Raw genomic sequence first — 14,357 nt, forward strand, 5'->3', positions numbered from 1 at the left:
GTTTTCCGCACTTCAAAGTTTTTAAGGTTTACCATTCTTGGAAAATAATCCCCAATTGATTGTCCATAATAGCAAACTCCTTGGCACCCCATGGGCGCTTGGTTACCGTTTTCAAGTTAGGGTGCAGATATTCGGGAAACAAATTGGATATTTCTTCAAAAACGTTTTCTATGTCGTTGGTGACCAATCTAAATTCAGGATGATGTTCCTTGGCTAACTTTTCGTCTTCAAATAGATTGACACGTAGACCATCCTTTGCCACCACACAAAAAGGGTTCTTTGCAGAAAGGTCATTATGTTCAATTTGAAACTGTAAAACCTCTACGAATAATTTTAAACCATCCTTTATATCAACATAAAAGATATTCGGAACAAGTTTTGAAAAGTTCATAACCACTGATTTTGAATTGGTTTCAATCTGTAGTCTGGGTTATTTTTTATACTTCTCAAACCAAGCCAACACGCTGGCAATCTTGGCAATCAAGTTGCTAGGTTTGTTGGCAATACCATGCCCGGAATTGGGAATACGTACCATGGCGGTCTCCACATTCTGGAGTTTTAACGCGGCATAGAACTGCTCCGATTCTGCAATGGGGGTACGGTAATCATCCTCACCGGTCATCAACATGGTAGGAGTGGTCACATTGCCCGCGTAGGTCAACGGAGAACGACGCATATAGTTTTCGGGGTCTTCCCAAGGTTTTTTGCCAAACCAGTATTTGGAGAAAAATTGGATGCCGTCCGCATAGAGTACAAAGCTGTACCAGTTGATCACGGGCTTGGCCACCACTGCAGCCCTAAAACGGTCCGTTTTACCCACGATCCAAGCCGTAAGCACACCGCCGCCGCTACCACCGGTCACAAATAGATTGTCCTTGTCCACAAAACCTTTGGCGAGTACGGCATCCACACCGGACATAAGGTCGTCATAATCATGGTTCGGGTAATCGTGGTGGATCAGGTTGCCGAACTCCTCGCCATAACTGGTGCTTCCGCGCGGATTGGAGTAGAGTACCACATAACCGGCCGCGGCATAGGCCTGTATCTCTGCCGAATAGACCGAACCATAGCTGGTGAACGGTCCTCCGTGGATTTCCAAGATCATTGGGTATTTTTTGGAAGGGTCAAAATCGGGAGGCGTAACCACCCAACCTTGGATTTTGCGTTGGTCATAGGAGGACTCCCACCAAATTTCTTCCACTTTGCCCAATTTCCTAAAGGAAAAAAGGTCGTCGTTCAAGGCAGTGAGACGCTTACTGCCTTTAGTGTCGGATACTCCCAAATCGGAAGGATGGCTGGTATCCCCAACGGTATAAGCAAATTTATTGTTGTTAGATGCCGAAAAGCTGGCCGCGTTGTAGGGGCGTCCCAAGGAGAGTCCGCCCAAACCGTCGGTGATGTCGTCCACCTTTCCAGAAAGGCTGATGGATGCCAGTTTCCCCATTCCCTTATCGGTATAAATGAAGTACAGGCCGGTGCCTTTATTGTTCCACACCATGTCCTCCACATCGCGGTCAAAATCCTTGGAAATCAATTGGGAATTGGAACCATCGGCATTCATTACATATAACTGGGTCAACTGATACCCTTGGTAACGGTCATCAAAACCTACATAAGCAATTTTGCTGCCATCGGGGGATAGCACTGGATTTGCATCAGGCCCGTAGCGACTGGTCAATTCCTTGATTTCCCCATCGTTTACACTGATTTGGTAAATTTCACTATCGGCAGGTTCAAACTCCTCTTCCTTATGAAAATTGGCACTGAAGTACAGATGGGCATTGTCTTTGGCCCAAGTGGGTCCCCCGTGGTCGAATTCGGTGAATGTAAGCTGCTTTGGGGTCCCGCCACTGATGGGCAATGTGAACAATTGCATGTTTCCGCCCTTAAGATACCCCTGGCCATCACCTCGATAGTTGATTTTATCGATGTATTTGGGAGGGGCGTTCCATTTGGCACCTTCGGGTTTGGCGGGTAGTTTAATGATGGATTTTTCCTCGGCAGGCACAAACATATTGAAGGCCAAATAGTTGTCATCATACGACCAGGACACTTGCCCAGGGGATTGTGGGGTGTTGGTCAAGGCCATGGTTTCCTTGGTATCCAACCACATGAGGTATAGCTTCATCTTGTCGTCGGCCATATTGGATTTGAAGACAATCTTTTTGCCATCGTGCGACCATTTGGGCGAGAAATCGTTGTGGTTTCCCGTGGTCAACGGACGGTTGTTGGAACCGTCGAAATTTACGATCCAAAGGTTGGAAAGGTTGCGGTCCGTCATCACGTCCTTAAAGTTGCGCACATAGATGATCTTGGAACCATCAGGGGAAATCTGTGGGTCGGAGACAAACTCCATGTTGAAGATGTCCAACAGTTCCAAGTTGGATTGCACTTGCCCAAACCCTAAAGGGTTTATGGCCACCAAGAGAAGCAGGGTAAAGAGTATTTTTTTCATAGGGTTGGATTTTGATGTGTTAGCATCACAAAAGACTTTTGCCATGTCTTTTGCATTAGTGAATAGTTTATGGGTTATCGGATGTATGCTTTGTTTCATTGATATTGAGTGTTGGTATCTTGACAATTTCGAACGTGGCCGAAGCCCATGTCACCTTTCCATTGGTCTCCCGGATTCTTTTTCCAATCTCCTCAAAGAGCAGATGTTTGGTGATCCGTCTCTTTTTATAATCCACAATATACCTTAAGTTGAATTGAATCCAATTGTCGCTCATGGTGATGGCGAGGGTGGGTTCCACTTGGGCATCTTCAATATAGTACTTGTTTACCACATCTTTCCAACCCGCAATGGAGTTTTTTACGTATTCCGACAGTATTTCCTGTGCCGCCGAGATAATAATTTCTTTGGCCAGTTCTATGTCGGACTCATACCGGATGGGCATATTGAATTCATCCCAAACAAATGGAAAATCGAGGGAATAGTTATACACAGGGCCTTTAAAAACAAAGGCATTGCTCAATTTCACAATGCGTCCGCTGTAATTATCACTGGAAACCCATTCGCCAATTTCCATCATGGTGGTGTACATGCTATCAATATCGATGACATCCCCTTTGATTCCATTAAGCTCAATACGATCACCGGGTTTGTAGACGCGCACAAAAAAGATATAGAACGACCCTGCAATACTTAAGATCAGTTCTTGGAGTGTTATGGTGATGCCTGCTGTAAGCAGACCAATGGCAAGTCCAAAATCCTGAATGCTTCCGGTGAAGTAAGAAATGGTGATCAGGATGATAAATAGGTAACCGATTATCTGAATAGCCTTCTGTACTTTGTATTTGATGGCATTATCATGGAGATTTTTCTTCATCCAACGTCTTATCCATGCAATGAGGAAAAATACCAAGGCAACCCAAACCAAATATCTGATGATATTTGATGCTACAGGGTAATCCGAAAACCAATTTTTTACACTTTCAATCAGTTCCATTTAGGTTCATTACAGTGTGATTCCGCATTGCCAACCGAATATATTGAAGACGGGTTGCGAGCGTGAGTGTACCACCCTTAAAAATAAGGAATTTATCCCCTAAAAAGGTGTTGGATAACAAGTAATTCCAATCTAATACGTTGTGGTCATATTGTTGTCCACACAAATGATGAAGTCCGCAATACCCTTGTTTTCGTCTTCCAGGTGTTGCACATCGTCCTGCATCACGGTAGAAATGGTCCCGTACTGCAAATCAGGTTGGTCTTTTTTCAGATACCAAAGAATGCCTTCATAGTCGTTGGAATGGTAGGCGCCGTTGTAATGGAGGAGCAGACTTCCTTCCTTGTAGTTTTTTAGGATAAAGTGTGCCATGGTGGCATCTTTGATGGCCTGTGCCATCACCAAGGTGGGACTGCCGTGGTCGCCCATCATTTTGAGGATATTCTGGTATCCGGGCAATTCGGGATCAAAGGCAATGGGTAGGGGAGCGATCCATGCCTTTTCTTGGGCGGATAGGGTGTCCAGGGCTTCAAATCCACCTTTGTACACCATGCTTGCGTAACGACGGGGCACATTGGAGGCCACAAAGACCAATTTTTTGTCCTTCGCGAAGTCCACCAAAGGGGCATAGTCCGTTTTGTGGTTGTTCCAAAGTCGGGCGGTGGAATCCAAAGCCTTGTAATCGATGGTGCCCGCCAAATAAGCATCCAGTTCATCCTGATTGTCGGCCTCTACCATTTCAGCGCCGAGAATGAGGGGTTTTTTGGTATATAGGTCGGAAGTGAGCTCGTACTGTAGCCAATGCGCAATGGGGTTGTTGTGCAGTTCCCCGAAGAGGACCATATCCTTTTGCTCCAACTTCTTCAACATTTTTTCATACGATACCTTTTTGCTCTTGGCGTTGTAGATAACATAGGGAGCTTTTTGAGCGAAACCAAAGGTTAAGCATAAGGTGAAGGCTATTGAGAAAAAGATTTTGTTCATTGTAAGTATTGATAATTGATGATTAATTGTCCTCCCACTCCGTATGGAAAATTCCCTCACGGTCTACACGCTCATAGGTATGCGAGCCAAAATAATCACGTTGGGCCTGGATCAAGTTCAGCGGTAATCTACTACTGGTATAGGCATCAAAATAGGTGAGGGCATTGGAGAGTCCCGCTAAAGGAATACCGTTTATTGCACCATAGGCGGTCATTTCCCGAGCGGCTCCCACGGTTTCTTTCACCTTTTCCACAAAGAAAGGGGAGAGCAATAGGTTTTCCAGTTTTTCATTGGCTTGATAGGCGTCGGTAATGTCCGCCAACAAAGCGGCGCGAATGATGCAACCTGCCCTCCAGATCTTGGCAATTTCACCTAGTTCCAGTTCGTAGCCGTACTCTTTGGAGGCATCGGCCAATTGGTGCATGCCCTGTGCATAGGTAATGATAAAGGCAAAGTATAATGCCCGTTCCGCTTTGGAGATAAATTCAGCTTTGTCCACTGCTGATGGGGTTGGACGATCGTAAAGGGCATCCGCTTTTACACGTTCTTCCTTCAAGGCCGAAAGTTCCCGCATGCTAACGGCCACATCGATGGTTGGTACAGGGATACCAAGATCCATGGCGTTTTGCGAGGTCCATTTTCCAGTTCCTTTTTGTTTGGCCTTGTCCAAGATCTTGTCCACCAATTCACCATCACCCAAATCGTCTTTTTGCTCAAAAATTTCAGAAGTGATCTCCACCAAAAAGGATTGCAATCGACCTTTGTTCCATTGGGCAAAAGTTTGGTGCAGTTCTTCATTGGAAAGTCCGCCTGCTTTTTTCAAGAGGTCATAGATTTCCGAAGTAAGCTGCATCAACCCGTATTCAATACCGTTGTGGACCATTTTCACATAGTTTCCAGCTGATTTCGGACCTAGATAGGCCACACAAGGCTCGCCTTTATATTTGGCGGAAACCGCCTCAAAAATGGGTTTTACGTGTTGATACGCCTCCCGAGAGCCGCCAGGCATGATGCTTGGACCTCTTCGTGCTCCCTTGGCACCTCCGGAAACCCCGGCACCGAAGAAATTGATGCCCTTTTCCTTCAAATAGGCCTCACGTCTATCGGTATCCGTAAAAAAGGAGTTGCCACCATCGATGATGATGTCATCTTTGTCCAAGTGGGGCAACAAACTTTCAATGACGATGTCCACCACTTTTCCGGCCGGCACCAATAACATGATTTTTCGGGGAGTGGTCAGGGCATCTACGAAGGTTTTTACATCGGTAGAAGCGTTCACTTTGCCCATATCACCCCCTTCTTTGATCAATGCGCCCACTTTTTCATCATCCAAATCGTTCCCAAAGGCGGTAAAACCATTATCGGCCACATTTAAAATAAAATTGCGTCCCATTACCCCAAGGCCCACAAGGCCAAAATCATACGTATCTGCCATCTTGTGTTTTTATCTTCTTCTGTTGTTAAGACAACCCTAAGGTTGCCCTTTCTTGAATTATGAACCTAAAATAAACCTTATATTCGTTATGCTCAAAAAATAAACGGCTTCATTGGGGAAACCATGGAGCTTGCATTGGATTCAATCAGCCAGAAACCAAAAACACTATGAAGAAGACCGAAAACCAGATGCTCGTAATTTTTGGGGCATCGGGAGATTTGACTGCACGAAAACTGATTCCGGCACTGTTCAATCTATATCTAGCCAATCATTTACCCAAAAATTTTGCGGTTTTGGGCGTAAGCCGAAGCAATTTGTCTGATGAATCCTTCCGTGACCGAGTGGTTTACGAAAGTGATTATCTGAAGGAGAGAATGAAGAATCTTGGGAAAGAGGAGATAAAAGGATTTGCGGATAAGCTTTACTATGAAGACCTTGGGAAAAGCTATGATACGGATTATAAGAGTCTGCGCAAGCGGGTAGAGGAGTTGAAAGCAGCACACGATACCACGGGCAACATCATTTACTACCTTTCCACGCCCCCCACACTTTATGAGACCATTGCCCATAATTTAGCGGAAGCCGGGATGAACACACAGAACAATGGTTGGAAGCGTTTGATTGTGGAAAAACCATTTGGCTACAGCTCGGAAACGGCAAAGAACCTGAACAAGGGACTCCACCAATACTTTACAGAGCCGCAGATATACCGAATTGATCATTATTTGGGCAAGGAAACGGTGCAGAACCTTTTGGTGACCCGGTTTGCCAATAGCATTTTTGAACCGCTTTGGAACCGGAACTACATCCAACATGTGGAAATCACGAATGCCGAAAGTGTGGGGGTAGAAAAACGCGGGGGCTATTACGACAAATCGGGTGCGTTGCGGGACATGTTCCAGAACCATTTGTTGCAGATTGTTTCCTTAGTGGTCATGGAACCGCCCATTGGGGCAGAAGCGGAGGAAATCCGGAACGAAAAGGTGAAGGCCTTAAAATCGTTACGAGTGATGAAGGATGATAAAACCCTTTTTGAGAATACCATCAGGGCCCAATATGTGGAGTCCGTAGTGAACGGTAAAAAGGTGAAGGGGTATCGGGAGGAAGATGATGTGGATCCCAATTCGACTACGGAAACCTATGCCGCCATCAAGTTTTATGTAGATAATTGGCGTTGGCATGGGGTGCCTTTCTATGTGCGTACCGCAAAGCGGATGCCCACGAAGGTTACGGAAGTAGTCATCCATTTTAAGGAACCCCACCACCAAATCTTCAAGGAGCCCAGTATGCACAGTAAGGATAACAAACTCATTATCAGAATACAACCCGATGAAGGGATTTTGATCAAGTTCGGAGTAAAAGTCCCTGGACAAGGGTTTAAAGTGGAAAGGGCCAATCTGGACTTTTATTATTCCAGTCTTGCCGAAACGTATGTCATGGAAGCCTACGAACGCCTTTTGTTGGATGCCATGCAGGGTGATGCCACCTTGTATGCCCGCGCAGATGAGGTAGAGGCGGCTTGGGAATTTGTGGACCCCATTTTGAATTATTGGCAGAAGGGAAAAGATGTACGGATGTACGGTTATGCTGCTGGGGTTTGGGGCCCTGAAAATGCGGATGATCTATTCGATGGAAAAGGATTTTGGCGCAACCCAGGGGAGAATTTGGCGGATGATCCCGGATATTGTGTGATTTGCTGATTTCAGTTTTCAATGAACAATTAGCAATAAACAATTATCAATGAGCAATGAACAGCTGGGTTATTGAAAACAAAAAGTAAGAAGGAGATGGGCATCAAAATTTATAAAGATAAAAATGAAGTTGCGGTACAGTTTTCAGCCTATTTTGTAGAGCAAGCAGCAGGGCGTGATGAGTTCCATGTAGCCCTTTCCGGTGGCAGTACCCCAAAGATCGTGTTCGATGTGCTGGCCGAAAACTTTGCCGATCAAGTGGACTGGGGCAAAGTGCATTTTTATTGGGGCGATGAACGCTGTGTACCTCCCACAGACGCCGAGAGTAACTACAAAATGACGGTGGAACACTTGTTTTCCAAGATTGATGTCCCCCATGAAAACATCAACCGTATTTTGGGAGAAAGGGACCCCAATGGTGAGGCCATGCGTTATGCCAATCTCTTGGAAATCGATTTGAATCGTGTGGATGGCATTCCCCAGTTCGATTTGGTGATCTTGGGTATGGGTGATGATGGGCATACCGCATCCATTTTCCCCCATGAGATCGAACTTTGGAACGCTGCGGACCATTGTGTGGTGGCTACCCATCCGGATTCGGGCCAAAAAAGGGTATCCATCAACGGAAAAGTGATCAACACGGCCAAGGAGGTGGCATTTTTGGTCACAGGTGCTTCCAAAGCGGAAAAAGTGGAGGCTGTCATTGAAAAGACCGAAGGTTCGGATGTTTACCCAGCATCGTTGGTCAACCCAAAATCAGGAAGGTTGATTTGGTTCTTGGACGAGGAAGCAGCAGCAAAACTCAATCAAGATCCATCATAGCGTTTTCGCCATCCAAAAAATCCAAAAAGTCGTTTACCTTAAAGTTGGTCGACTCGTATTTGTTGTCCCTATTAAAAGCGGACTGTTTGCGTTCCTTGCTCCGAGCAAATCGCCGTATGTCTTGTTTGGTCTTTAGGATCAAACCAGGAACAACCTTATTTTTACCATCCTTTCCCTTGGCCACCATGGTGAAATAGGAAGAATTGCAGTGTTTTACAACCCCGGTGGTCACATTTTCGGATTCTACCCGCACACCGACCACCATGGATGTCTTCCCTGTATAGTTGATGGAGGCCTTTAGGGTGACCAGTTCCCCTACCTCAATGGGATTGAGGAAATCCACTCGGTTTACCGAAGCCGTTACGCAATAGCTTTGGGAATGTTTGGAGGCGCAGGCAAAAGCAATTTGATCCATAAGGTTTAGGATGTGTCCTCCATGCACCTTGCCACCAAAATTGGAATGGGAGGGGAGCATCAACTCGGTAATGGAGACCCTACTTTCTTTGGACGATTTGAATTTTTTCATATTTTTTGGAATTTAATCCCTTCAGAAAAGGAATAATGGAGATTTGGAATGGTTATCAAATATAACCCAAAGCTAAAGGAACTTGCAAGGCAATTAAGGCAGAATGCCACTAAAGCGGAAGTGATTTTATGGCAAAAGTTGAAGCGTGACCAAATGCATGGTTATGATTTTCATCGACAAAAGCCAATTGATGAATATATTGTGGATTTCTTCTGTAACAAATTACGACTTGCCATTGAAGTTGATGGATATTCCCATGGGATTCTGGAGGTGTGGGAGAAAGATGTGGCAAAGACAAAGCGATTGAATGAACTGGGAATCCATGTACTTCGGTTTTCAGATAATCAAGTATTGCATGACATGGAAAATGTACTATTGGTGATTGAGGATTACATTGAAAAGTTTGAAGCTACACCTCCCTCAATCCCTCCTTATTAGGAGGGAAGCACTTTTCCCCTCTAAAAAGAGGGGCTAGGGGTGTATGTTCAATTTCTAAAAAGCGGGGATTTTTCAACGGCTACTTCGGTGATAAAATACTTGGTATCGCCCAACCAAAAAAAAGTGGCGTAGCGTTCTTTATAGGTTACTTTGATGTACTGGCCTTGGTATTCCTTCAATTTTTCAATGATGTCCTCCTCCTTGTCCTCTACCGAAAAGGAAAACACATTGGTACCCGATAGCCCTTGGCTGATTTGGCCTTCCCAGGTTTTGACCACTACCCCTTTACGACTGAACTTGATGAGTTCCCCGGAGCGATACCCCACACTATAGGGCACATAGTAAATGAAGGCAAAATAGGCCCCAACACCGAGCACAATAACGGCAATGAGGATGGTCAGGAATTTTTTCATGGTGTGTTTACTGGTTAAGTTCTTCCAAATCGTCGTCTTCAGCACGCTTCAAGATGGGTTCTGGCAATATTTTTTTGGCCTTGGCCCCCATGGTGCGAAGCTTTTCAATACTTGTGATGATGTTTCCACGGCCATCGAACAATTTGTTCATGGCGTTTTTATATTCCCCTTTGGCATCGTCCATCTTTTTGCCCACTTGGGTCAAATCACCCATAAAACCAACGAACTTATCGTATAGCGCCCCAGCCTGTCTTGCTATTTCCATGGCATTCCGTTGTTGCTTTTCATTGCTCCACATGGTATCTATAGTTCGAAGGGTCGCCAATAAAGTAGATGGGGTAACAATGACGATATTCTGCTCAAATGCCTTGTTGTAGAGGGAGTTGTCCTCATTTACGGCAATGGCGAAAGCAGGTTCTATGGGAACGAACATCAACACAAAATCGGGACTTTCCATTTCGTAGAGGTCCTCATATTTTTTGGCTGATAATTGCTCTACATGCCTACGAAGTGAATTGATATGGTCTTTCAGGAATTTGGGTTTGTCCTCTTCCGTGGCGTTCACAAATCGTTCGTAATCGGTAAGCGATACCTTGGAATCCACCACCATTTTCTTTCCATCGGGCAGGTGGATGATGACATCGGGCATGACCCTGCTACCATCTTCCCTAGTGAAGTTTTGCTGTATGCTGTATTCTCTATCTTTTTCAAGACCAGACTTTTCCAAAACGCGTTCCAAGACCAATTCCCCCCAATTCCCTTGCATTTTACTGTCACCTTTCAAGGCTTTGGTCAGGTTCTCCGCTTCTTGGGTGATTTTTAAATTTTGGCTCTGCAGGTTCAACAGTTGTTCCCGCAATGCCGAATGTATGCTGATGTTCTCCTTCTGGTTTTCTTCTACCTTCTTTTCAAAAAGCTGTATTTTTTCCTGTAATGGACTTAAAATGAGTTTGATGTTTTTTTGGTTCTGTTCCGTGAATTTGGTGCTTTTTTCATCCAAAATCTTATTGGCCAGATTCTCGAACTCTTTGGTGAATTTTTCCTGAAGCTTTTCTACTTCTTCTTTCTGCTCCCCGTTAATGCGTTGCAAGTGTTCCATTTCGGCCTGAAACCGCACCAATTGGTTGCCCTGTTGTTCCTTTTCCCGTTGGAGTTCCTTTTTTTCCTCATCACCGAGCAGCAGTTTATCATTAAGGGACTTTATGGTGTTATTGAGTTGCTGCTCCCTCTCCTCCCAAACACTTTCGGTAGATTTGGTCTTCAGCTTTTGGATATACATACCCACAAAAAGGCCGATGACCAAAGTGATGACCCCAACAATGACATAGATTAATTCAGCGCTCATGCTATAGTTTCTAATGGATAAAGATAATGGATTACAAAATTAAAATGTCATTTCATCAAAGGCAGAAATCCACAAAATGGACGATCAAGAGATAATAGGTGTTAGGTTAGAGGTAAAATTAAATGATTAAGCCATGAAGAGATTCTTCAGTCGCTTTGCTCCTTCAGAATGACAAAGGGGAGTGGAATAATACTATGATTAAAAGAGGGTAATGGGTCAATGTGTCTAATAATCCAAAATCTAATAATCCAACACTCCGTATCAATAATTACTTCGATATCTTGAACGAACCGGTCTTGGCATCAAACTGAACCATTTCCGAAGGGAAGAGTTTTTCGAAGTGCTTTTGCTCGATCAGTTCACAGGGATCTCCAAAGGGGTTTTCCTTGCCATCCAAAATCAAGATGTTGTCGCACAGTTGAATGGCCAGCTCTATCTCATGGGTGGTGAAAACAATGGTTTTTTGTTGGTCGTGCGCCAATTGTTGCAACATTTTCAAAATCTGCACCTTGTGGTACAGATCCAGATGAGTGGTGGGCTCATCCAATAAAATAAGGGGTGTATCCTGTGCCATAGCCCGGGCAATCAGTACGCGTTGTAATTGGCCATCGCTCAACTCGTGGCACTTCCGATGTTTGAGGTCGTTCAACAAAAAGGCATTCAAAGCGATTTGGACATGTTTTTCGTCTTCGGGAGACAAGGTACCCAGCCAATTGGTGTAGGGCTGTCTTCCCAAAGCGATGAGTTCAAGCACCGTCAGGTTTTTGGAGGCAGGTTGCTCCGTCAAAACCACACTGAGGTTTTTGGAGAGTTCCAACGGGGAGTATTGGTCCAATTCCTTATCATGTAGTGTGATGTTTCCTGATAGTTTAGGTTGGAATCTTCCCATAGTACGCAACAAGGTTGACTTGCCAATGCCGTTCACACCCACTATGGCACAAAGGGTACCTAGTTTAAGGGAAAAATTGATATGCTCGACCACCACGTTTTTTCCATAACCGATGGCAAGGTTGTGTGCTGAAAGATTTTTTTGAATCCCTTTTTCCATCAGAACAACATTTTACGTTTTCTGACCAACAACCAAATGACCACTGGTGCCCCGACCAAGGAGGTTATGGCATTGATGGGCAACACGCTGGCCGAATTGGGCCATTGCGCCAAGGTATCGCACAAAAGCATCAAAATAGCGCCATAAAGAAATACGGCAGGAATCAATACCTTGTGTTCCATGGTGTCAAAGATTTGCCGGGTAAGGTGAGGCACTGCTAATCCCACAAATGCGATCGGGCCGGCAAAGGCCGTGATGCCACCAGCTAACAGTCCTGTCGCAATAATAATGATCAATCTTGATTTTTTCAGTGAAACACCGAGGCTTTGGGCATAATGTTCGCCCAGAAGAAAAGCGTTCAAGGGTTTTAAGGAAAGCATACTGAGCAAAAGGCCGATTATCACAATGCCTGTCAACAAAAAAATCTGGTTAGGGGTGAGGTTACCTACACTTCCAAACGACCAAAAGATAAACCTTTGCAAGCTTTCGGCACTTGAAAAATAGGCCAGTACACTGACTATGGAAGAGGTAATACTGCCAAACATCAACCCAATGATCAAAAGGGCCATGGTATCTTTCACCCGCTGGGCTACGATCATCACCACGGAAAGCACCAAAAAACTGCCAATGCTAGCGGCCAATGCCAAGGAAACATCACCTAAAAAGGAAAACGAAGCCATTCCCGTAACCATAGTGACACCCATGAGCAAGAGGGCGGCCCCCAAACTGGCCCCGGAGCTGATGCCCAAAACAAAAGGTCCCGCCAATGGGTTTCGAAACAAGGTCTGCATCAACAAACCACTCAACGACAAACCACCTCCGACCAAAATAGCAGTAAAGGATTTTGGTAATCGGTAATTCCAAACGATGTAACCCCATGATTCTACTTGGGGTTCGCCCCCAAAAAGAATGGATACGGTATCCCCAAAAGGAATGTGGACCGATCCCGAACCCAAGTTCAAGACCCAAGAGCATAACAATGCCAGACCGATCAGGATAAAGAAAATGCGATATGATCTTGGACGCTGCATTTATTCCAGGGGTTTGATAAAGCGGAGTTCGTGGTCCGGAAGTAATTCGGGATGTAGAATGGCAATAAAATCTTTTAGGACAATATCAGGCCTTTGCGGAGCCTGTTCGTAAAAAATCAGCCCTCCTTTGGCACCCTTTTCCATGGCATTGGAGTAGATTTTTTTATTGGTGAAGGCCGCAAATTTCCTATGGTGGGGATTTGCGTTTTCCAAATTCGTATAAGAAGTTTCTGCCGATGGATTGAACCAGAAATCAGCATTCTGGGCCTTTTCCAGAACCGATTCAAGGCTTAGTCCGATGCTTCCAGTTTCAGAGGTGTCGGCCCACAAATAATCGGAATTGGCATCTTCGAGAAATTGGGCCATCCAACTTTTTCCACCTGCCACGTACCAGACATCTTTATAGAGTCCTCCGGTTAAGACCGAAGGTTTGTTTTTGGCTGTTTTGGCCAGTTTCACGGCTTCCAAATACGAAGTTTCAATCTCTTTGAAAATGCTGTCCGCTACAACTTCCTTCTGAAAAAAAGGAGCAAAAAACTTGATCCATTCCGCCTTGCCCAACGGTGTCTGTTCTACCCAATCACCATTGTAGATCACAGGTATTCCAGCCCGTTTAATGATATCATATGAATTGTTGTCCTCGTTGATGCTGAACCCAATGATCAAATCAGGATGGAGCAATAACACCATTTCGGTATTGATGGCCTCGTTCATGCCCAAATCCTTAATTTGACCTTCATCTACTAGTTTTCTAGCTGCTGAAGAGGATATATAGTCGGTATCTGGAAAGCCAACTAGTGTTTTGAGCTCCCCCAATGCTTCAAGTGGGGCAATGTGAGTGGTGGAGGTAAGCACTATGTTTTCGACCGGGGTACCCACGATGGCATCATAGGCATCCTTGGGAAAGGTCATGGATGCCAATTTTTCCTTGGGAACCAAGGCATATTTGAAATGCGTTTCCGCTCCAGGCCAAGGAGAAGTAACCTCCAATACGGTATAGTCCTGCTTTTTTTCGATGATAAAGCCACTGGCGTATTTTATGGCTGATCCCACGGAATCCTTTTGTACTATTTCCGCATGTTTTTTCTCCCCACACCCCCAAAAAAGTGTAAGCAGGCAACCGCAAAATAGAACCAATGGACGAATTGATTTTACCATAGCTCCAAAAGTAAGAT

At 44.9% G+C, this 14,357-nt stretch carries 14 protein-coding genes; 3 read left to right on the forward strand and 11 right to left on the reverse strand.

The features are described from left to right. Nucleotides 1-28: 28 nt before the first annotated feature. The 5 genes from D2U88_RS14450 to gndA form a co-directional block, all read right to left on the reverse strand. Nucleotides 29-391, reverse strand: a complete 363-nt coding sequence (locus D2U88_RS14450; RefSeq protein WP_119641254.1) for a VOC family protein — start codon at nt 389-391, stop codon at nt 29-31. A gap of 39 nt (nt 392-430) precedes the next feature. After that, nucleotides 431-2,455, reverse strand: a complete 2,025-nt coding sequence (locus D2U88_RS14455; protein ID WP_119641255.1) for a S9 family peptidase — start codon at nt 2,453-2,455, stop codon at nt 431-433. 67 nt (nt 2,456-2,522) lie between these two features. Continuing rightward, a complete protein-coding gene (locus D2U88_RS14460) occupies nt 2,523-3,449 on the reverse strand; it encodes a mechanosensitive ion channel family protein (RefSeq protein ID WP_119641256.1) in 927 nt (308 codons plus the stop codon). A 132-nt stretch (nt 3,450-3,581) separates the two neighbouring features. Then, nucleotides 3,582-4,433, reverse strand: coding sequence for a ChaN family lipoprotein (locus tag D2U88_RS14465; protein ID WP_119641257.1), 852 nt, complete (start codon nt 4,431-4,433; stop codon nt 3,582-3,584). A gap of 22 nt (nt 4,434-4,455) precedes the next feature. Further along, nucleotides 4,456-5,868, reverse strand: coding sequence for an NADP-dependent phosphogluconate dehydrogenase (gndA, locus tag D2U88_RS14470; protein ID WP_119641258.1), 1,413 nt, complete (start codon nt 5,866-5,868; stop codon nt 4,456-4,458). Nucleotides 5,869-6,035: 167 nt separating this feature from the next. Between gndA and zwf the strand changes: the two genes are divergently transcribed. Together zwf and pgl are read left to right on the forward strand one after the other, a co-directional pair. Continuing rightward, nucleotides 6,036-7,568 carry a glucose-6-phosphate dehydrogenase gene (gene zwf, locus D2U88_RS14475; protein WP_119641259.1) on the forward strand — a complete coding sequence of 511 codons (1,533 nt, stop codon included), beginning with the start codon at nt 6,036-6,038 and terminating at the stop codon, nt 7,566-7,568. Nucleotides 7,569-7,655: 87 nt separating this feature from the next. Then, the gene (gene pgl / locus D2U88_RS14480; protein WP_119641260.1) at nt 7,656-8,381 is read left to right on the forward strand and encodes a 6-phosphogluconolactonase; all 726 of its coding nucleotides are present in this window, start codon (nt 7,656-7,658) and stop codon (nt 8,379-8,381) included. Here the strand turns inward: pgl and D2U88_RS14485 are convergent. After that, nucleotides 8,362-8,907, reverse strand: coding sequence for an acyl-CoA thioesterase (locus tag D2U88_RS14485; RefSeq protein ID WP_119641261.1), 546 nt, complete (start codon nt 8,905-8,907; stop codon nt 8,362-8,364). The genes pgl and D2U88_RS14485 overlap by 20 nt on opposite strands. Nucleotides 8,908-8,955: 48 nt before the next feature. On the opposite strand from D2U88_RS14485, the gene D2U88_RS14490 reads away from it, so the two are divergent. Then, nucleotides 8,956-9,345: an endonuclease domain-containing protein gene (locus D2U88_RS14490; protein WP_119641262.1), complete on the forward strand. Its 390-nt coding sequence runs from the start codon at nt 8,956-8,958 to the stop codon at nt 9,343-9,345. Between the two features lie 47 nt (nt 9,346-9,392). Here the strand turns inward: D2U88_RS14490 and D2U88_RS14495 are convergent, their stop codons facing one another. From D2U88_RS14495 to D2U88_RS14515, 5 genes are all read right to left on the reverse strand, one after another. Then, nucleotides 9,393-9,758, reverse strand: a complete 366-nt coding sequence (locus tag D2U88_RS14495; RefSeq protein ID WP_119641263.1) for a 6-phosphogluconate dehydrogenase — start codon at nt 9,756-9,758, stop codon at nt 9,393-9,395. 7 nt (nt 9,759-9,765) lie between these two features. Beyond that, a complete protein-coding gene (locus D2U88_RS14500; RefSeq protein WP_119641264.1) occupies nt 9,766-11,103 on the reverse strand; it encodes a DNA recombination protein RmuC in 1,338 nt (445 codons plus the stop codon). A gap of 268 nt (nt 11,104-11,371) precedes the next feature. Next, the gene (locus D2U88_RS14505) at nt 11,372-12,151 is read right to left on the reverse strand and encodes an ABC transporter ATP-binding protein (protein ID WP_119641265.1); all 780 of its coding nucleotides are present in this window, start codon (nt 12,149-12,151) and stop codon (nt 11,372-11,374) included. Continuing rightward, nucleotides 12,151-13,182 (reverse strand): FecCD family ABC transporter permease, encoded by a 1,032-nt coding sequence (locus D2U88_RS14510; protein ID WP_119641266.1) that lies wholly within the window; start codon nt 13,180-13,182, stop codon nt 12,151-12,153. The genes D2U88_RS14505 and D2U88_RS14510 overlap by 1 nt, the downstream gene beginning before the upstream one ends. Further along, nucleotides 13,183-14,235 (reverse strand): ABC transporter substrate-binding protein, encoded by a 1,053-nt coding sequence (locus D2U88_RS14515; protein ID WP_235855797.1) that lies wholly within the window; start codon nt 14,233-14,235, stop codon nt 13,183-13,185. Nucleotides 14,236-14,357: the final 122 nt, after the last annotated feature.

This window comes from Flagellimonas aequoris, assembly GCF_003584165.1.
Taxonomy (GTDB): domain Bacteria; phylum Bacteroidota; class Bacteroidia; order Flavobacteriales; family Flavobacteriaceae; genus Flagellimonas; species Flagellimonas aequoris.